This window comes from Paracoccus fontiphilus (genome assembly GCF_017356265.1).
Taxonomy (GTDB): Bacteria; Pseudomonadota; Alphaproteobacteria; order Rhodobacterales; family Rhodobacteraceae; genus Paracoccus; species Paracoccus fontiphilus.
Genome location: NZ_JAFNAW010000014.1, coordinates 1 through 17598, shown reverse-complemented (window position 1 = coordinate 17598; position 17598 = coordinate 1). Strand labels below are relative to the sequence as shown.

The window sequence follows — 17598 nt, the reverse complement described above, 5'->3', positions numbered from 1 at the left end:
AGGGCGGCAAAGTCAAGATTGTGAGGCGTGCGGCCGGGCCTCGATCACCACGAAAGCCTGCGCCCAGGGGTGATCGTCGGTCAAGGTGACGTGAACGATGGCCCGATGCCCCGGCGGCGTCATCCGCGCCAGCCGGTCGGCGGCCCAGCCCGTCAGTTCCATCACCGGCTGGCCCGAGGACAGGTTGGCGACCGCCATGTCGCGCCAGCTGATGCCCATGGCCAAGCCGGTGCCCAGCGCCTTGGAACAGGCCTCCTTCGCGGCCCAGCGTTTCGCCAGCGTGCCCGCCTCGTCCTTGCGGCGGGCGGCCTTGGCCAGTTCGGTGGGCGTGAAGACGCGGTGGCGGAAGCGATCGCCGAAGCGGTCCAGCGTGCCCGCGATGCGGTCGATATTGGCCAGGTCGGTGCCGATGCCGAGGATCATGCGCCCATCCGGCCCGTCGGGGTCATGGGTATTTGGACAACGAAGAAATACTCGGTCACTTCCGGACCTCGGTCGTGATCCGGCCGCTTTGCTGGTCGATCGTCACGGACAGCCGGTAGTCGCCGCCTTTGGGGGCAAGATCGGTATGGTGTTTTGCGGGCATGGTCAGGGTCAACCCGCGCTGCGGGTGGTAGTTTGCCTGACGGGCCGCAAAGTCGAGGCCGTAGAAGCCCATCCCGTCCGCGCCGATGACGCGGCATTGCCGAAAGCCCAGTTCGTCGCGGGGCGGGCTGATGACGACCAGCTTCAACGCCCCGCCCGCGGGTTCGACCATGTCCAGCAGCGCCAGGCGGATGTCGCCATTGGCATAGGTGGCGATGTTGTCTTCCCACGGTTCGGCAATGGCATCGACACGCTCGGCGTCGCCGTAGGGCTTCACGTCGATCTGCTGCGCCTGCACGGGGGCGGCAAGCAGGGCAAGGACGGCAAGGTGGCGGATCATGCCCGCGCCTCGTCCATGCAGCGGCGCATCTTGCGGATCGCCTCGCCCAGGCCGGTGAAGACCGACTCGGCGATCAGGAAGTGGCCGATGTTCAGTTCCTTGATCTGCGGGATGGCGGCGATGGGGCCAACGGTGTCGAAGGTCAGGCCGTGGCCCGCATGGACCTCCAACCCCAAGCTGTCGGCCAGGCCCGCGCCTTGGGTCAGGCCCACCAGTTCGGCGTCGCGTTCGGCGTGGCGGCCCTCGGTGTCGAGGTCGCAATAGGCGCCGGTGTGCAGTTCCACCACCGCTGCGCCGATGCGGGCGGCGGCCTCGATCTGGGCGGGGTCGTGGCCGATGAACAGCGACACGCGGCTGCCTGCCTCGCGCAGCGGCGCGATGTAGTCGGCCAGCATCGCCTCGTTACCGACAACGTCCAGGCCGCCTTCGGTTGTCCGCTCCTCGCGCTTTTCGGGCACGATGCAGACGGCGTGGGGACGGTGGCGCAGGGCAATGACCTGCATCTCCGCCGTGGCGGCCATTTCCAGGTTCAGGGGCAGCGTCATGTTCGCCATCAGCGCGTCGATGTCGGCGTCGCTGATGTGGCGGCGGTCTTCGCGCAGATGGGCGGTGATGCCGTCGGCGCCTGCGTCTTGGGCGATCCGGGCGGCGCGCAGGGGGTCGGGCCAGGGCGTGCCCCGCGCGTTGCGGATGGTTGCGACGTGATCGATGTTGACGCCAAGACGCAGCATGGTTCCCCCGAGACAGTTTCGCGGCAGTCTAGCGGGGCGCAGGCAAGGGTGCCAGTTCCGTCGCGACCGCCCACCAGCCATGCTGTTTCAACGCCGTGGCGGCAATCCGGGCTCGGCCGGCGCTGTCGTAAAGGCCGAAGCAGGTCGCCCCCGACCCGGACATGCGCGCGAAAGCGGCCCCGCTGGCGCGCAGGGCGTCCAGAACCTGCCCGATCGGGGGCGCGATGGACAGGGCGGCAGGCTCCAGGTCGTTGCGCGTGCCCGCCAGCCAGGACGCCAGGTCGGCAAGACTGGCAAGGTGCGGGACGGGCGGCAGGGCCGGATTGTCGCGCCGGTCCATGGCGGCAAAGACCTGCGGCGTCGGCACCGCCACGCCCGGATTGACCAGCACCAGCGGGATGGTGGGCAAGGGCGGCAGGGGCGTGACGATCTCTCCCACCCCCTGCATCCGGGCGGGGGTCGAGGTCAGGCAGACCGGCACATCCGCGCCCAGCCGTTCGGTGCCCGGGGGCAGCGCATGGCCCATGCGGGCCAGCCCGCGCAGCACCGCCGCCGCATCGGCCGAGCCGCCGCCGATGCCGGAGGCGACCGGCAGGTTCTTGGTCAGGATGATGCTGGCCTTACCGCCCGCAAGCCGCGCCGCGCGCAGGCACAGGTTGTCGTCGCCGACAGGCAGGCCCGGCGCGAACGGCCCCTCGATCCGCAGGGACAGGGGGCCGGGTTCCAGCGTCACCACGTCGCCCACCCCGGCGAAAGCCACCAGCGAATCCAGCAGGTGATAGCCGTCCGCACGGCGTCCGGTGACATGCAGCGCAAGGTTCAGCTTGGCTGGCGCGGCCTCGATGACAGGGGGCATCGCCTAGTTCGCGGCGGCCTGCGGCGCGGGCGCGGGGGTTTCCGGCGTTCCCGCCGCCGCTTCCTCGGCCAGGACGGCGTCCAGGCCCCTGTCCAGCTTGGCGCGGATCCGGTCGGGATCGACGTCGTCGGTCTCGGTCGGCTCCAGCGACAGGGCGCGGCGCCACTGGATCTCGGCCTCGCGGTGGCGGCCGACCTTCCAGTAGATGTCGCCCAGGTGGTCGTTGACCAGCGGGTCCTGCGACATGGTCAGGATGGCGGCCTCCATGGGGGCCACCGCCTCCTGGTAGCGGCCCAGCCGGTAATAGGCCCAAGCCAGCGAATCGAGGATATAGCCGTCCTCGGGAGACAGCTCGACCGCCTTCTGGATCAGCGCCAGGGCGCGGTCCAGATTCTCGTTCCGGTCGATCCAGCTGTAGCCCAGATAGTTCAGCAGGCTGGCCTGCTCGGGGCGAATCTCGATGGCGGCCAGGAAATCGGCTTCGGCGCGGTCGAACTGCTTGGACCGTTCCAGCGCGATGCCGCGCGCGTAAAGGGGGAACCACCGCGCATCGGCGGGCGCATCCTCGAGAAGCGCCAGGGCCTTGTCATAGGCGGGCACGGCCTGGGCGAACTTTTCCTGCTGGCGCAACAGGTCGCCAAGGGCGATCCACGCCTGGGGCAGGTCGGGATAGGCGGCGGTCAGCGACAGGGCGGCCTTGCCCGCCTCGTCCGTGCGGCCCGCGCGGGACAGCGTGTCGATGCGCGCCAGTTCGGCGGCGGGACGCATCTGGCCCATGCGGCGCAGCGCGTCGAATTCGGGTTCGGCCAGGTCGAACTGCTGGCGTTCCTGCAGGATCTGCGCGGCCATCAGCCGCGCCTCGGCGGTGTCGGGCGACAGCCAGACGGCCAGCCGGGCATGGATCAGCGACAAGGGCTCGGGGTCGGCGCTGGAGGCCAGGGCCGAGGCAAAGGTCAGGAAGACCTGCGCGATGCCGTCCGCAGGCGTCTTGACCACGTCGAAGGCCACGGGCTGCTTGGCCTTCAGCCAGTCGCGCAGCGCCAGAAGCTGCGGCTCGGCCTCGATGCCGGGGATCGCCTCGATCATGGCGACGGCTTCGTCGCGGCGTTCAAGCTGGGCAAGGATCTGGGCGCGGGCGGCAAAGCCCAGGATATGCGCGCCGGTGGTTTCATCGGCCAGCAGCGCCTCGGCCCCCTCGTAGTCGCCGACCAAGGCCCGGGCCAGCGCCAGGTGATAGTTCACCATCGGCGCGACGCCGTCCAGCTTGGCCAGCCGCTCGAACTCGGCCAGGGCCTCGGATGCCTTGCCGGCGCCCAGAAGGCCCCAGCCCCGCAGCATCCCGGCCAGCAGGTCTGCCTCCGACTCCATGTCGGTGGGGGTGCCGACATCGGCCAGCAGCCCTGCCCAGTCGCCCCCATGGACCAGATTGGCACGATGGATCAGGCGCGACAGTTCGGTCGGCTCGCCATCGCTGCCGATGCGGTTGGCAAGCTGGACCGCCCGGTCGATCTCGCCCGCCGACACCAGCGCGACCAGGGCGCTGTCCTGCAGGAAGCGGTCCTGCGGATCATGCGCCACGGCCTGCACGAAAAAGCGCGCGGCGGCCTGGAAGTCGTTTTCCACCGTCGCCATGCGCGCGGCCAGGAACGGTCCGGCAAGGCCGAAGGTCAGCGGCGCAGGGTCGGAGGCTGGCGCCTCGGCCTCGGGCGCGGCGGCCGGGGTGTCCCCCTCGGGGCGCGGCTCGGGCCGGTCCTGGGCCTGCGCAGGCAGCGACAGCGCCGCCAGAAGGGCAGCGATCAGGGGCAGATTCGGACGGGTCAGGGTCAAGGGTTCCATCCCGGAGATCACAAAATCGTTGCAACCGACCCTAGCGCGACGCCGGACAGGGGGCAACGCCAGCGCCCGCCCCTCCGATCACATATTCGGGTAGTTCGGCCCGTCTCCGCCTTGGGGCGTGGTCCAGACGATGTTCTGCGACGGGTCCTTGATGTCGCAGGTCTTGCAGTGGACGCAGTTCTGGAAGTTGATCACGAAGCGCGGGCCGTTGGCCTCCTCGACCACCTCGTAGACCCCGGCCGGGCAGTAGCGCTGCGCGGGCTCGGCATATTCGGGCAGGTTCACCCGGATCGGCACCGTAGGGTCCTTCAGCTTCAGGTGGCAGGGCTGGCTTTCCTCGTGGTTGGTGAAGGAGAACGCCACGTTGGTCAGCCGGTCGAAGCTGAGCTTGCCGTCGGGCTTGGGATAGTCGATGGGCTTGAACTTCGCCGCCTTGCCGGTGGCCTCGGCATCCGTCTTGCCGTGCTTCCAGGTCCGCAGGATGTTGCGCCCGGTCAGACCCGCCCCCCACATGTCCATGCCGCCAAGGACCAGCGACGGCCATAGCCCGTAGCGCGACCAGGCCGGCTTGACGTTGCGGACCTTTTTCAGGTCCTGGCCGATCGCGCCCGTGCGCACGGCGGTGTCATAGTCGGTCAGCCGGTCGCCCTCGCGCCCTGCGGCAATCGCCGCCGCCGCCGCCTCGGCAGCCTCGATCCCCGAGATCATGGCGTTGTGGTTGCCCTTGATGCGCGGCACGTTGACCATGCCCGCCGAGCAGCCCAAGAGCACGCCGCCGTTGAAGCTCAGTTCCGGCAGCGACTGCCAGCCGCCCTCGCTGATCGCGCGCGCGCCGTAGGAGATGCGCTTGCCCCCCTCCAGCAGCTCGGCCACCATCGGGTGGTGCTTGAAGCGCTGGAACTCCATGTAGGGATACAGATACGGGTTCTCGTAGTTCAGATGCACCACGAAGCCCACCATCACCAGGTTGTCCTCGTAGTGGTAGATGAAGCTGCCGCCGCCGGCGTTCTTGCCCAGGGGCCAGCCCATGGTGTGGACCACCCGGCCCTTCTGGAACTTCTCGGGGGCGACCTCCCAGATCTCCTTCATGCCGAGGCCGTATTTCTGCGGCTCGTGGCCGTCCGACAGCTTCAGGCGGTTGATGATCTCCTTGGCCAGCGACCCGCGCACGCCCTCGCCGATGAAGACATACTTGCCGTGCAGCTCCATGCCGGGCTCGTAGTGCGGGCCGGGCGTGCCGTCCGACTGCAGCCCCATCTCGCCCGCGACCACGCCACGCACGCGATCACCGTCCCAGACGACCTGGGATGCCGCCATGCCGGGGAAGATCTCGACGCCGAGCGCCTCGGCCTGTTCGGCCAGCCAGCGGCAGACGCTGCCCATCGAGACGATAAAGTTGCCGTGGTTGTTCATCAGCCGCGGCATCGGCCAGTTGGGCACCCGCACCTGCCCCGCCTCGCCCAGGACATAGAAGTTGTCGTCGGTCACCGCGGTGCGGACCGGGGCACCCTTGTCCCGCCAGTCGGGGATCAGCCGGTCCAGCCCGACCGGGTCCAGCACCGCCCCCGACAGGATATGCGCGCCGACCTCCGAGCCCTTTTCCAGCACCACCACAGACAGGTCCGGGTCGATCTGCTTGCATCGGATCGCCGCCGACAGGCCCGACGGACCCGCCCCCACGATCACCACGTCATACTCCATCGCCTCGCGTTCGATCGGTGTCGTGTCGGTCATGGCGCGGCTCCCCCTTGCTGGCTTTGTCAGGATGTAACGGTTCTGCCGCATCGCGGCAATCCTGACGCGACGGCCAAAAACTGCCATCCTCACCGCGCGCGGGCTTGCAAAGACGCGGCATTCTGGGGCACGTTGCCGACAACAAGGCCCACGCCCCTGCCATCCGAATGGCAGGGGCGTTGCCTTAGCAGTTGACGATAACCGCATCCCGCAACGGATTGCATCCCGCAGAGGATTGGGCAGCGATGGACAAGATTCCGATGACCCGCAGCGGCTTTGCCGCGCTGGAACGCGAACTGGGCGAGCTGAAGTCGAAGGAACGTCCCGCGATCATCCGCCAGATCGCCGAGGCGCGCGAGCATGGCGACCTGTCCGAAAACGCCGAATACCACGCCGCCCGCGAAAAGCAGGGCTTCATCGAAGGCCGCATCAAGGAGCTGGAATCGATCCTGTCGCGGGCCGAGCAGATCGACACCTCGAAGCTGTCGGGATCGGTCAAGTTCGGCGCCATCGTCAACCTGGTGGACGAGGATACCGACGAGGAGCGCACCTACCAGATCGTGGGCGAGGCCGAGGCGGATATCGAGCGCGGGCTGTTGAACATCCGCTCGCCGCTGGCCCGCGCCCTGATCGGCAAGGACGTGGGCGACAGCGTCGAGGTCACGACGCCGGGGGGTCAGCGCAGCTACGAGATCCTCGCGATCCGCTACGAGTGAAGACGATGTCGCTGGTCGCACGGATCGCCACCCTGGCCCAACGGGACGCCATCACCACCACCGGCATCGTGCTGAGCGGTGTCTGGCTGTTCCTGGTCGCGCTGTTCTGGCTGCTGGCCCCGGGCGGCGAGGGTGCCCAGGGCGGCATCATCCGCCTTGCGGTCATCATGGCGACGATCCTGCCCCTGGCGCTGATCTGGCTGGCGGTCAGGACGGCGCGGGCCATTGCCGTGCTGCGGGCCGAGGCCGAGGATCTGCGCCAGCGCCTTGGGCAGTTGCGCGACATGGCGACCACGCGCGGCGCCCCGCCACCCCGCGCCGCGCCGGAAGCCGAGGTGATCGGAGAGCCGGAACCGCAGTCTCGCGCGCCCGTTCCCGCTGCTCGGCCCGCGCCGCGCCCTGCCGAGGCCCGTCAGACCGCCCCGCGCGCCGCCGAACCGCCGGCGCCGGAAATCGACGCGGAAACGCTGATCCGGGCATTGAACTTTCCCGATGGGCCCGATGATTCGGTGGCGATCGCCGCGCTGCGCCTGGTGCTGCAGGACGGCGATCACGCCCGCGTGCTGCGCGCCGCGCAGGACGTGGTGACGCTGCTTGCCGGCCAGGATCTCTACATGGACGACCTGCCGCCCGAATCGGCCCCCGTCGGGACCTGGCGCCGCTTTGCCGAAGGCGCGCGGGGCAGCGCGGTGGCGGCCTTGGGGGGCATCCACGACCGGCAGGCGCTGGACACGGCCGCGGCCCTGTTGCACCGGGACGAGATCTTCCGCGACACCGCCCAGCATTTCCTGCGCCATTTCGACGCCATGCTGACGCGGCACCTGCCGCAGATGGACGACGCGCAGATCGCCGTCCTGGCCGAAACCCGGTCCGCTCGCGCCTTCATGCTGCTGGGCCGGATCGCCGGGGTCTTCGGCTGAACGGCACGGCGCAGGATCAGACCGGCCGGCGCAGGATCGCGACCGGCCCGGACCAGGGCCAGCCATAGCGTCCGCGCCCGATCTCGACAAAGCCGGCAGCCGCATAGAAGGCCATCGCCGAACGGTTGCGCAGGGCCACCTCGGCCCGCAGGCCGGGGCGGCCGGACCCAAGGGCAAGGGCCGCCGCTTCCTGCAGCAAGGCCCGGCCGATGCCCTTGCGCGGGCAGGCCACGACGATGCCGTCGATGACCAGATCGGCCGTGGGCGGCGCGGACCTGAACAGCAGCCGCGCCAACAAGGGCAGATCGGCCAGCAATCCGCCATCCTGGTCGCGAAACCCCGCCACCCCGCCCAGAAGGCCGTCGGCGCCGATCGCCGCGATGCCGTGGCATGGCCGGATGCGGGGCGTCATGGCCCCCGCCCCCGGCACGAAGGCCCGCCCCCACAGGCGCGCCGCTTGGGCCAGATGCCGGTCGGGAATGGGAGTCGTGATCTGCACCCGGCCTTGCCACTGATTGCGCGTCGTGCAAAGCAAGGTGCCGCGATCCCGTCCGAAGCGAAAGCCCCATGTCCCCCACCCCCCTTCCCCGTCCCGCGACCCGGCAGGCCCTTGCCGAAGACGGCTCCTCGCGCACCGTGCGCGAGGCGTTCTGGCGCGGCACCATCCAGTCGCTGCCCTTCCTGGTGGTCATGGTTCCCTTCGGCCTTCTGTTCGGGGTCGTGGCGCTGGAAGCGGGCCTGGATGTCGCGCAGGCGATGGGCTTCTCGATCCTGGTGCTTGCGGGGGCATCGCAGTTCACCGCCGTCCAGCTTCTGGGGGACAATGCGCCCACGATCATCGTGATCCTGTCCTGCCTGGCCGTGAACCTGCGGATGGCGATGTATTCGGCCTCGCTCGTGCCGTGGCTGAGGGGCGCCACGACCGCGCAAAAGGCAGGCATCGCCTATGCCCTGGTCGATCAGAGCTATGCGCTGTCCATCCAGGAATACGAGCGCAACCCCGGACTGGGGCTTCCGCAGCGCCTTGCCTTCTTCGCGGGGGTCGTGGCGGTCGTCTGCCCGTCCTGGATGGTGTCGTCCTGGGTCGGCGCCACGCTGGGCCAGGCCATTCCGGACGACATCGCCCTGGATTTCGCGATGCCGATCACCTTTCTGGCGATGATCGCGCCGATGCTGCGCACCCCGGCCCACATGGCGGCCTGCTTCGTGGCGGTGCTGGCGTCGCTGGCGCTGGCGGGCCTGCCGTCGGGCCTGGGTCTGCTGATCGCGGCCCCCCTGGGCATGGTGGCCGGCGCGCTTGTCGAGATCGCGGCCGAGCGGAGGGCGCGGGCATGACGAACGGGACATCCGACGCGACCGTCTGGCTGGTGATCGTGGTGCTGGGGATCGGCACCTTCCTGATCCGCTGGTCCTTCCTGGGCGCGCTGGGCAACCGCGACCTGCCGTCCTGGGTGCTGCGGATGCTGCGCTACACGCCGGTCGCGGTGCTGCCCGCCCTGGTCGCGCCGCTGGTGGTCTGGCCGGCGGCGACCGGGGGCCAGCCCGATCCGGCGCGGATGGCCGCCGCCATGGCAACCGTGGCGGTCGGCCTGCTGACCAAGAACGTGATCCTTGCCATCCTTGCGGGGGCGATCACGCTGTTCGGCCTGCTTTACATGTTGTAGCCGACGATCTGCCCGTCCTTCTGGCGCAGCAGCACGTCGTGGTTGTTGGCCGGATCGCCGTCCATGTGGCGCTTGGACTGCACGCCCGGCAGCGTCAGGAACCAGTTGCGCAGCCGGATCGGGCTGAAGCCGGTCGGCGCGTTTTCAAACCCCGGCACGCGGCTCAAGGCCTTGCCGGTGTTCACCGCGCAATAGCTTTTGGGCGACGCGCCCTGCGTCTCGACCGACCGGATCGCGGCATCGGCGACTTCCCGGCTGACAATCACGGTATCCTCGGCCACCCAATAGGTCTTGCGGGCGTGGTAATCGAGATAGAAGTTCTTGAAGTTGTCGTTGATGCCGTACAGCACGTCGTTGCGTTCGGGAATGCGCGGATGCTGCCAGCTTCCGGCCGGGTCATAGACGACGCGCTGGCTGCCGTTGATCATCAGCCCCGAATGCCCGCCCTCGCCGCGCGGAATGCCGATCACGGTCAGAAGCGTGATCGACGGCGGTTCCGGCGAGACGAAATAGGCGGCCCGCAGTTCCTCGTCGGAATCCCAGACTTTCTGCGCGCCGCAGGCAGCCAGGGCGGCAGGCAGCGTCGCTGCCAGGAAGACCCGTCTTTTCATGAGAATGATGTCCCGATCAGCTGTTGACCAGAGCCATGAAGATCAGAACCAGGATCGACAGGATCGCGACCCAGGTGGCGAACTTGATGAAGCCCGCGAAAGTGCGCTGCTGTTCCGTGATGTCCATGGTGCCGATCTTGTGCTCGGTGATCTCGTGGTGATGCGTGGCCATAGCCCGTTCCTCCTGTCCGCTTTGCCCTTGCGATAACTGATCCCGCCTGTCCTGTCACGCCCCCCACAGCACGGCGTCATCCTGTTGTCCCACGGCCGTCACCACGCCCTGCTGCCGCAGGTGGTTCACATGGGCGACCGCCTCGACCAGGGCCAGGCCGAATTCGGGCGCGCCGATGCGCCGCTTGAACAGGATGTCGAAGCAGCCGACCGCCGTTCGCGGGCCGCCGCGCAGGGCGGCGGTCATCCGGTCCAGCGCCCCGTGGTGGTTGTCGATCAACTGCCGCAGCCGCGTGGGCAGGCCCGTGAAGGGCAGCTTGTGACCGGGCAGCACCAGATGGCGGGCCTGCGCCAGTTCCAGCATCCGGGTGCAGCTTTCCAGCCATTCCCCGACCGGATCGGCCTCGGGCTCGGTCGGATAGACACCCAGGTTGGGCGAGATCGAGGGAAGCAACTGGTCGCCCCCGATCACCAGCCCGTCGTCCAGCGACCAGAAGGTAGCATGACAGGGCGCATGGCCGTGACCCATGGCGATGCGCCAGCGCCGGTTGCCGAAGGAGACCTGCTGGCCATCCACCAGCCGCGTGAAGCCAAGCGGCAGCGGATGGACCACGTCGGCGAAGTTGAACGGCCGTTCCGCCGCGCGCTGGGCCAGCAGGTCGGCAGGCATCCCGGCCCGGCGCCAGAATGCCAGCGCCTCGGGGCTGGCGCGATCCTGCCGGTCCAGGACCAGCATCCGCGCGGTCAGCCAGGCGGTGCGGCTCATCATCAGTTCGGCACCGTCGCGCGCGATGAACCAGCCCGCCAGGCCGATATGGTCGGGGTGGTGATGCGTGCCGATGACGCGCCGCACCGGGCGCCCCGCCAAGGGACCGGCCAGCAGCGCGGCCCATGTCTCGCGCGAGGCGGGCGTGTCGAAGCCGGTATCCACCAGCGTCCAGCCGTCTCCCTCCTCCAGCGCATAGACATTGACGTGATCCAGCGCCATCGGCAGGGGCAGGCGCATCCACAGGACGCCCGGCGCGACCGTCACGGCCTCGCCTGCGGCGGGCGGGGTGTCGAACGGATAGGCGATCACGAGGCGGAGTCGCCGGCAAGCGCTGCGTCGCTGATGCCCGCCAGGTCGTCCAGACCCGCCAGGGCCTCGGCCAGGTCGGCGGCATGGCGCGGCAGCACGCGGGCCATGAACACGCGGGCCAGAGCCTGATGCGATTCGCCGCCCGCCTGCACGGCGCGCAGGTGGTAAAGCCCCCCCAGCACCCGCGCAAATGCCGTCAGGAAGGGAACCGCGCCCGCAAAGCGCGCCGGCAGGTCGCGGTCAAGCAGCGCCTGCGTCGCCTCGCGCAGCGTTTCGGACGCCTGCCACAACTGGTTCGCCCATTGCGGATGGTCGGCCTGCGCAAGCTTGGCGCCGTCCGCGACCTCGTCCAGCAGGCGCAGGGCGGCGTCGCCTCCGTCCGACAGCTTGCGGCCGACCAGATCCATGGCCTGGATGCCGTTGGTGCCTTCGTAGATGGGGGTGATGCGCACGTCGCGCAGATACTGGGCGGCGCCCGTCTCCTCGACATAGCCCATGCCGCCATGGACCTGGATGCCGATGTCTGCCACGCGGCAGCCGACATCGGTGCCATAGGCCTTGGCGATCGGGGTCAGGAAAGCCGCGCGGGCGGCATGGACCCCATCGCCCGAGGCGCTCGCCATGTCGATGGCGGTGGCGCAGGCCAGGCCGATGGCGCGGGCGGCAAAGACCTCGGCCCGGGCCGTGGCCAGCATCCGGCGCACGTCCGGGTGCCCGATGATCGGGCCCATCTGGTTGCGGTCGGCGGCATAGGCAACGGCCTGCTGCAGCGCCGCCTCGGCCACGCCGACGCCCTGCATCCCCACGCCAAGACGGGCGCAGTTCATCATGGTGAACATCGCGGCCATGCCCTTGTGCGGCTCGCCGATCAGCCAGCCCGTCGCGCCCTCGAAGCTCATGACGCAGGTGGGGCTGCCGTGGATGCCCATCTTTTCCTCAAGGCTGACGACCTTGAGGCTGTTGGCGACCCCAGGCCTGCCGTCCGCGTCGGGGATGAACTTCGGCACCATGAACAGGCTGATGCCCTTGGTCCCCTTGGCACCGTCGGGCAGGCGGGCCAGCACGGCGTGGCAAACGTTTTCCGTCACGTCGCTGTCGCCCCAGGTGATGAAGATCTTCTGCCCGGTGATCCGATAGGTGCCGTCGCCGTTCGGTTCCGCCTTCGTGACCAGCGCGCCCACGTCGCTGCCCGCGCCCGGCTCGGTCAGGTTCATGGTGCCCGACCATTCGCCGGAAATCAGCTTCGGCAGGTACAGCGCCTTCAGCTCGTCGCTGGCATGATGCTCCAGCGCCTCGATCTGGCCCTGGGTCAGCAGCGGGTTCAGCTGCAAGGCCAGGCAGGCGCCCGACATCATGTCGGCCACGGCCATGTTCAGCGCCTGCGGCAGGCCCATGCCGCCATGGTCGGGACCGGCCGCCAGCCCGATCCAGCCGCCCTCGGCGATGGCCCGGAACCCCTCGGCATAACCGGGCGAGGACCGGACCCGGCCGTTTTCCAGCACCGCCGGGCTTTCGTCGCCGCTGCGGTTCAGCGGCGCCAGCACGTTGGTGGCAAGCTTGCCCGCCTCGGCCAGGATGGCGGCGGCGGTTTCCGGCGTGGCTTCCGCGAAGCGCGCGGTCTCGGCAAGGTCGCGGAACGGCACGACATGGTTCAGGATGAAGTCGATCTGCGCGACCGGCGCCTTGTAACTCACGTGAACACCCTCCCTCGGCGCCTTGGCAATCGATTGCGGCGCGATTATCAAATAACCTTTCGGCCATCTTAGAAGGCTGGAGACAAGGCTCAACCGAAACCCGGCGTCACGGATGCGGACCGAAAGACTGTTGCCAGACCAGATGGGCATGGCGCGCGCGGCACTCCTGCTGGCGGCGGGCCAGGTCGTGGCCATCCCGACCGAGACGGTCTACGGCCTGGCGGGCGACGCCCGCAGCGGCACGGCGGTGGCCGCGATCTACGCGGCGAAGGGCCGCCCGTCCTTCAACCCCCTGATCGTCCATGTCCCCGACCTGGCCGCCGCGCGCGCCATCGCAGACCTCACCCCCGAGGCCGAGATGCTGGCCGCGGCCTTCTGGCCGGGCGCGCTGACCATGGTGCTGCCCTTGCGCGCGGATGCGGGCATCGCGTCCTTGGTGACGGCGGGGCTGTCAACGGTGGCGATCCGCGTGCCCGCCCATCCCGTCGCGCAGGCGCTGCTGCGGTTGACCGGCCCGCTGGCCGCGCCGTCCGCCAATGCCTCGGGCCGGATCAGCCCCAGCAGCGCCGATCACGTCCTTGACCCCGACGGCGGCCTCGATGGCCGCATCGCCGCCGTGCTGGATGCCGGCCCCTGCCCCGTGGGCCTCGAATCCACCATCGTCGGCTGGCCGTCCGGCCGCGCCACCCTGCTGCGCCCCGGCGGCGTCCCGGCCGAGGCCATCGCCGACCGCCTCGGCCACGCCCTGGCGGACCATCAGGCCGACCCTTCCGCACCGAACGCGCCGGGGCAACTGACCAGCCATTACGCCCCGAACGCCGCGCTGCGCCTGAACGCCGCCGATCCCCTCCCGGGCGAGACCCACCTCGCCTTCGGTGCGCCCGGTCCCTTCAGCCTGTCCGACTCCGGCGACCTGGCGCAGGCCGCGGCCCGCCTGTTCGACACCCTGCGCCGCGCCGACCGGGAAGGACGCCCCATCGCCGTGGCCCCGATCCCCGACCATGGCCTCGGCGCGGCGATCAACGACCGCCTGCGCCGCGCCGCCGCCCCGCGGGACCAGGTCTTCTCCGTTGCCGAAATACCCCGGGGGGAGTCCGAAGGACGGGGGGCGGCGCCCCCCTGCCCCCCTTACAGCCCCAGCGACCCATAGACATTGGCGATCCTCCGGATCGCCACGACATAGCCCGCGGTGCGCATGTCATCGACCCTGGGGTTCGACATCCACACGTCCTTCATCTTCTTGAAGGCCTCGCGCATGGTGTCGTCCAGGCCCGACCGGACCAGGTCCAGCTCGTCCGCGCCATGCAGGAAGGCCTCCTTGAAGCCCCGCGCCAGTTCGAAGTTGGTGCCCGTATCCGCCGAGATCCGCTCCAGCTCCTCGACCAGCATCCGGGCGCGGGCCTCCTCGTGGCGGCGTTCCAGCCGGCCCAGGCTGATCTGCGACAGGTTCTTGACCCATTCGAAATAGGAAACCGTCACGCCGCCCGCGTTGGCATACATGTCGGGGATGATGACGATCCCCTTGCGCTTCAGGATCTCGTCGGCATCGGCAGTGACGGGACCGTTCGCGGCCTCGATGATCAGCTTGCAGCGGATGCGCTCGGCATTGCCCTCGTGGATGACGCTTTCGACCGCCGCGGGGATCAGGATGTCGCATTCATCCTCAAGGGCGGAAAGGCCGTTCTCGCGGTAATCGCCGCCCGCAAAACCCTTGATGCCGCCGGTCGCGCGGATATGGCCGCGCAGCGCGTCGATGTTGATGCCCTGCGGGTTCGAGATCGCCCCGTCGCGCTCGATCACGCCCGTGACAAGGGCCTTGTCCTCGGCCGACAGGAACTGCGCCGCGTGATAGCCCACGTTGCCCAGGCCCTGCACGATCACCCGCTTGCCCGCAAGGCCCCCTTCCAGCCCGGCCTTCTTCATGACGTCCGCGTGGCGGAAGAACTCGCGCAGCGCGTATTGCACGCCCCGGCCGGTGGCCTCGACCCGCCCCTCGATGCCGCCGGCATGGCGCGGCTTGCCGGTGACACAGGCCTTGGCGTTGATGTCGTCGGGATGCAGACGCTTGTAGGCATCGGCCATCCAGGCCATCTCGCGTTCCCCGGTCCCCATGTCCGGCGCCGGCACGTTCTGCGACGGGGAAATCAGGTTCCGGCGCGACAGCTCATAGGTGAAGCGCCGGGTGATCCGCTCCAGCTCGTCCTCGTTCCAGGCGCGCGGGTCGATGCACAGCCCGCCCTTGGACCCGCCGAAGGGAACCTCGACCAGGGCGCATTTGTAGGTCATCAGCGCGGCCAGGGCCTCGACCTCGTCCTGGGTCACGTCCAGCGAATAGCGGATGCCGCCCTTCACGGGCTCCATGTGTTCGGAATGGACCGACCGATAGCCGGTGAAGGTATGGATCTGGCCGCGCAGACGCACCCCGAAGCGGACGGTATAGGTCGAGTTGCAGACCCGGATCTTTTCCTCCAGGCCGGGCTGCAGGTCCATCATGGCCGCCGCATGGGTGAACATCCGCTCGACCGAGTCGCGGAACGAGGTATGGGGGATCGTCATCGGCTTCTCCTGACATCTGACGCCGGTTGGTGACGAAGGGGAAGCTATGCCAGCCGGACGCCGGGTGCCAAGGCCGATTTGAACAAAAATAAGGCATTCGCGCCAAACCCGGCGCCTGCCTGTGGCACCCGGGCACGCCCGCGCCGCGCGTGCTGAGGACCGTGGTTGCGCAATCAGGGATTGATCGCCCCCGCCAGAATGCTACGAATAGCCAATCTGGATGGAAGAGATGCCGGGAACTCAATCCATTAGCCAAGGTCGCAAATTCGGGCAGGTGGTCAAGGGTGCCGCGGCCATATTCCTGCGCGACGGATACATGGGGGCCAGCGTCGATGACATCGCGCAGGCGGCGCGGGTTTCCAAGGCGACGCTCTACAGCTATTTCCCCGACAAGGGGCTGATGTTCCAGGAAGCCATGCGGGCCGAGGTCGCCCGCCTGCGCTTCACCCTGGACATCGACCCCGGCGCAGGCCCCGACCAGGGCATTCCCCGGATCACGGTCCGCATTGCGGCCTGGATGACCGACCCGCTGCATGTCGGCCTTTATCGCGCCCATGTGGCCGAGGCGACGCGCTTTGCCAGCCTGTCCAAGAACTTTCACGGCACGCAGTCCCGGCTGCTTCGCGATGCCATCGCCCCCCATCTGTCCCGCTGGGCCGAAGGCGGGCTTCTGGCGATCGAGGACGCAAACCTCGCGGCCGAACAACTGGTCGCCTTGTCGGGCATGGGCCTGCGCGACCACATGCTGCTGGGCAAGCCCCGGGCCGCGATCGACGCCGCCGCCGCACAGGCGGCAGCCCTTTTCCTGCGCGCCAATGCCCCGGAACCCCGCCAGGCCATGCAGCGCGGCATCCGCTCGCGATGATGAAAACGTGACCCGCGCGGCGCCTTTGCAACCCTCGGCCCGGGCTGTATCATCTTCCGCGCAAACCCGCGACAGACGGGCTTTTCGAGGGAACCACGGACAATCATGAAAACCACGACGATCCTGTCAACATGCCTTGCGGCTGCCCTTGTGTCCGGCTGCATGACGCCCGCGCCCGCCCCGGCGCCGGTCCCCGCGCCCGTCGCCTATGTGCCGCCGGCCCCGCAACCGGCGGTGGGCGTGGCCGGGCTGACGGAACGCAAGCCCGACCTGTGCGGCGCCAGCCAGAACTACGCGTCGGCCATCGGCCAGCCGGGCAGCATCATCCCGACGCTGGGCGTGACCAGCGAATACCGGGTGGTCGAATATCGGGGCATCGAGCCGCAGGACTACGTCCCCAGCCGCGTCGTGTTCCGCCTGGATGCGGCAGGCATCATCACCAACGTCGACTGCGGATGACCATCATGAACGCCAGAACACTCGTGCTGGGGCTGACGGCCGCCACCATCCTTGCCGCCTGCGAACCCATGCCGGCCCAGCCGCTGCCCGACACGCCGCCCGATACCTGCAACGCCTCGGCCTATCAGGGACTGGTGGGCCAGCCCGTCGCGGTCCTGGGCGCCATGACCTTCCCCATCGGCACCCGCCAGATCGGCCCAGACGATGCGGTGACCTCCGACTTCAGGCCCGACCGCCTGAACATCGAATACGGCCGCACCGGCCGGATCGAAAAGGTCAGCTGCTACTGATCCCGCCCCAGGGCGGCGCCCGGCCGCCATTTCGGCATTGCCACGCGGACGGCGGGCTGTCACCATCCTGTCATGATGGATGCAGGCCCGCCGTTTCATGCCACCCCTGATCGCGTCGTCTTCGACCGGGCGGAACTGTCGCTGATCCTGTCGGTCTATGGCCGCTTCGTCGCGGCGGGCGAATGGCGCGACTATGCCATGTCCTTCCTGCGCGACGCCGCCGTCTTCAGCGTCTTCCGCCGCGCGGCGGAACATCCCCTTTACCGGATCGAGAAACGCCCCCGCCTGCGTGCGGCCCAGGGCGCCTATGCCGTGATCGGCATGGATGGCCGCATCCTGAAGCGCGGGCACGACCTGGCCCAGGTCCTGCGGGTGCTGGACAAGGCGCTGATCCGCGCGGTCGACTAGAGCATGTCGCGGGCATCGAGATTCAGGATTCCCAGCTAGCCTATGATGTGCTTCCCTTCTGCTGAGGCAGGTATGGGGGGTCTG

21 protein-coding genes are annotated in these 17598 nt (G+C 69.0%); 9 read left to right on the top strand and 12 right to left on the bottom strand.

Annotation, left to right across the window (positions count from 1 at the left end):
* Nucleotides 1–12 precede the first annotated feature (12 nt).
* The 6 genes from acpS to J0F76_RS07200 all read right to left on the bottom strand — a co-directional run bounded on the left by acpS (nt 13) and on the right by J0F76_RS07200 (nt 6082).
* Nucleotides 13–423 (bottom strand): holo-ACP synthase, encoded by a 411-nt coding sequence (gene acpS / locus J0F76_RS07225; protein WP_207467292.1) that lies wholly within the window; start codon nt 421–423, stop codon nt 13–15.
* Nucleotides 424–478: 55 nt separating this feature from the next.
* A complete protein-coding gene (locus tag J0F76_RS07220; RefSeq protein WP_207467290.1) occupies nt 479–925 on the bottom strand; it encodes a hypothetical protein in 447 nt (148 codons plus the stop codon).
* On the bottom strand, nt 922–1656 hold the full coding sequence (locus tag J0F76_RS07215; protein WP_207467288.1) for a pyridoxine 5'-phosphate synthase: 735 nt from the start codon (nt 1654–1656) through the stop codon (nt 922–924). Before J0F76_RS07215 ends, J0F76_RS07220 begins: the two co-directional genes overlap by 4 nt.
* A gap of 28 nt (nt 1657–1684) precedes the next feature.
* Nucleotides 1685–2512, bottom strand: coding sequence for a 4-(cytidine 5'-diphospho)-2-C-methyl-D-erythritol kinase (locus tag J0F76_RS07210; protein ID WP_207467286.1), 828 nt, complete (start codon nt 2510–2512; stop codon nt 1685–1687).
* Nucleotides 2513–2515: 3 nt separating this feature from the next.
* On the bottom strand, nt 2516–4339 hold the full coding sequence (locus J0F76_RS07205) for a tetratricopeptide repeat protein (protein WP_242690045.1): 1824 nt from the start codon (nt 4337–4339) through the stop codon (nt 2516–2518).
* 87 nt (nt 4340–4426) lie between these two features.
* The gene (locus J0F76_RS07200) at nt 4427–6082 is read right to left on the bottom strand and encodes an electron transfer flavoprotein-ubiquinone oxidoreductase (protein ID WP_207467282.1); all 1656 of its coding nucleotides are present in this window, start codon (nt 6080–6082) and stop codon (nt 4427–4429) included.
* A gap of 245 nt (nt 6083–6327) precedes the next feature.
* On the opposite strand from J0F76_RS07200, the gene greA reads away from it, so the two are divergent.
* Both greA and J0F76_RS07190 read left to right on the top strand, forming a co-directional pair.
* Complete coding sequence (gene greA / locus J0F76_RS07195) at nt 6328–6798, top strand: transcription elongation factor GreA (protein WP_207467280.1); 471 nt, start codon at nt 6328–6330, stop codon at nt 6796–6798.
* Between the two features lie 5 nt (nt 6799–6803).
* On the top strand, nt 6804–7718 hold the full coding sequence (locus tag J0F76_RS07190) for a hypothetical protein (protein WP_207467277.1): 915 nt from the start codon (nt 6804–6806) through the stop codon (nt 7716–7718).
* Between the two features lie 16 nt (nt 7719–7734).
* Here the strand turns inward: J0F76_RS07190 and J0F76_RS07185 are convergent, their stop codons facing one another.
* On the bottom strand, nt 7735–8217 hold the full coding sequence (locus tag J0F76_RS07185; protein ID WP_207467275.1) for a GNAT family N-acetyltransferase: 483 nt from the start codon (nt 8215–8217) through the stop codon (nt 7735–7737).
* Between the two features lie 68 nt (nt 8218–8285).
* Between J0F76_RS07185 and J0F76_RS07180 the strand changes: the two genes are divergently transcribed.
* The gene (locus J0F76_RS07180; RefSeq protein ID WP_207467273.1) at nt 8286–9053 is read left to right on the top strand and encodes an AzlC family ABC transporter permease; all 768 of its coding nucleotides are present in this window, start codon (nt 8286–8288) and stop codon (nt 9051–9053) included.
* Nucleotides 9050–9382 carry an AzlD domain-containing protein gene (locus tag J0F76_RS07175; RefSeq protein ID WP_207467271.1) on the top strand — a complete coding sequence of 111 codons (333 nt, stop codon included), beginning with the start codon at nt 9050–9052 and terminating at the stop codon, nt 9380–9382. Before J0F76_RS07180 ends, J0F76_RS07175 begins: the two co-directional genes overlap by 4 nt.
* Here the strand turns inward: J0F76_RS07175 and J0F76_RS07170 are convergent.
* Genes J0F76_RS07170 through J0F76_RS07155 form a run of 4 tightly spaced genes read right to left on the bottom strand, consistent with a single transcriptional unit; the run spans nt 9370 to nt 12936 of the window.
* On the bottom strand, nt 9370–9993 hold the full coding sequence (locus J0F76_RS07170; protein WP_207467269.1) for a hypothetical protein: 624 nt from the start codon (nt 9991–9993) through the stop codon (nt 9370–9372). The two genes, J0F76_RS07175 and J0F76_RS07170, sit on opposite strands and share 13 nt — an antisense overlap.
* 16 nt (nt 9994–10009) lie before the next feature.
* Nucleotides 10010–10165 carry an aa3-type cytochrome c oxidase subunit IV gene (locus J0F76_RS07165; protein ID WP_207467267.1) on the bottom strand — a complete coding sequence of 52 codons (156 nt, stop codon included), beginning with the start codon at nt 10163–10165 and terminating at the stop codon, nt 10010–10012.
* A gap of 54 nt (nt 10166–10219) precedes the next feature.
* Nucleotides 10220–11239, bottom strand: coding sequence for an MBL fold metallo-hydrolase (locus J0F76_RS07160; protein ID WP_341351568.1), 1020 nt, complete (start codon nt 11237–11239; stop codon nt 10220–10222).
* Nucleotides 11239–12936: an acyl-CoA dehydrogenase family protein gene (locus J0F76_RS07155; RefSeq protein WP_207467265.1), complete on the bottom strand. Its 1698-nt coding sequence runs from the start codon at nt 12934–12936 to the stop codon at nt 11239–11241. Before J0F76_RS07155 ends, J0F76_RS07160 begins: the two co-directional genes overlap by 1 nt.
* A gap of 112 nt (nt 12937–13048) precedes the next feature.
* On the opposite strand from J0F76_RS07155, the gene J0F76_RS07150 reads away from it, so the two are divergent.
* The gene (locus tag J0F76_RS07150; protein ID WP_207467262.1) at nt 13049–14086 is read left to right on the top strand and encodes an L-threonylcarbamoyladenylate synthase; all 1038 of its coding nucleotides are present in this window, start codon (nt 13049–13051) and stop codon (nt 14084–14086) included.
* Here J0F76_RS07150 and J0F76_RS07145 read toward each other — a convergent pair.
* On the bottom strand, nt 14065–15492 hold the full coding sequence (locus J0F76_RS07145) for a Glu/Leu/Phe/Val family dehydrogenase (protein WP_207467261.1): 1428 nt from the start codon (nt 15490–15492) through the stop codon (nt 14065–14067). The two genes, J0F76_RS07150 and J0F76_RS07145, sit on opposite strands and share 22 nt — an antisense overlap.
* Nucleotides 15493–15766: 274 nt before the next feature.
* Between J0F76_RS07145 and J0F76_RS07140 the strand changes: the two genes are divergently transcribed.
* From J0F76_RS07140 to J0F76_RS07125, 4 genes are all read left to right on the top strand, one after another.
* Nucleotides 15767–16357: a TetR/AcrR family transcriptional regulator gene (locus J0F76_RS07140; protein ID WP_341351565.1), complete on the top strand. Its 591-nt coding sequence runs from the start codon at nt 15767–15769 to the stop codon at nt 16355–16357.
* Nucleotides 16358–16462: 105 nt separating this feature from the next.
* Entirely contained in the window at nt 16463–16816 is a 354-nt protein-coding gene (locus tag J0F76_RS07135) for a hypothetical protein (RefSeq protein ID WP_207467258.1), read from the top strand.
* Between the two features lie 5 nt (nt 16817–16821).
* A complete protein-coding gene (locus tag J0F76_RS07130; protein WP_207467256.1) occupies nt 16822–17106 on the top strand; it encodes an I78 family peptidase inhibitor in 285 nt (94 codons plus the stop codon).
* 75 nt (nt 17107–17181) lie between these two features.
* The gene (locus J0F76_RS07125) at nt 17182–17514 is read left to right on the top strand and encodes a DUF2794 domain-containing protein (protein WP_207467377.1); all 333 of its coding nucleotides are present in this window, start codon (nt 17182–17184) and stop codon (nt 17512–17514) included.
* Nucleotides 17515–17598 lie beyond the last annotated feature (84 nt).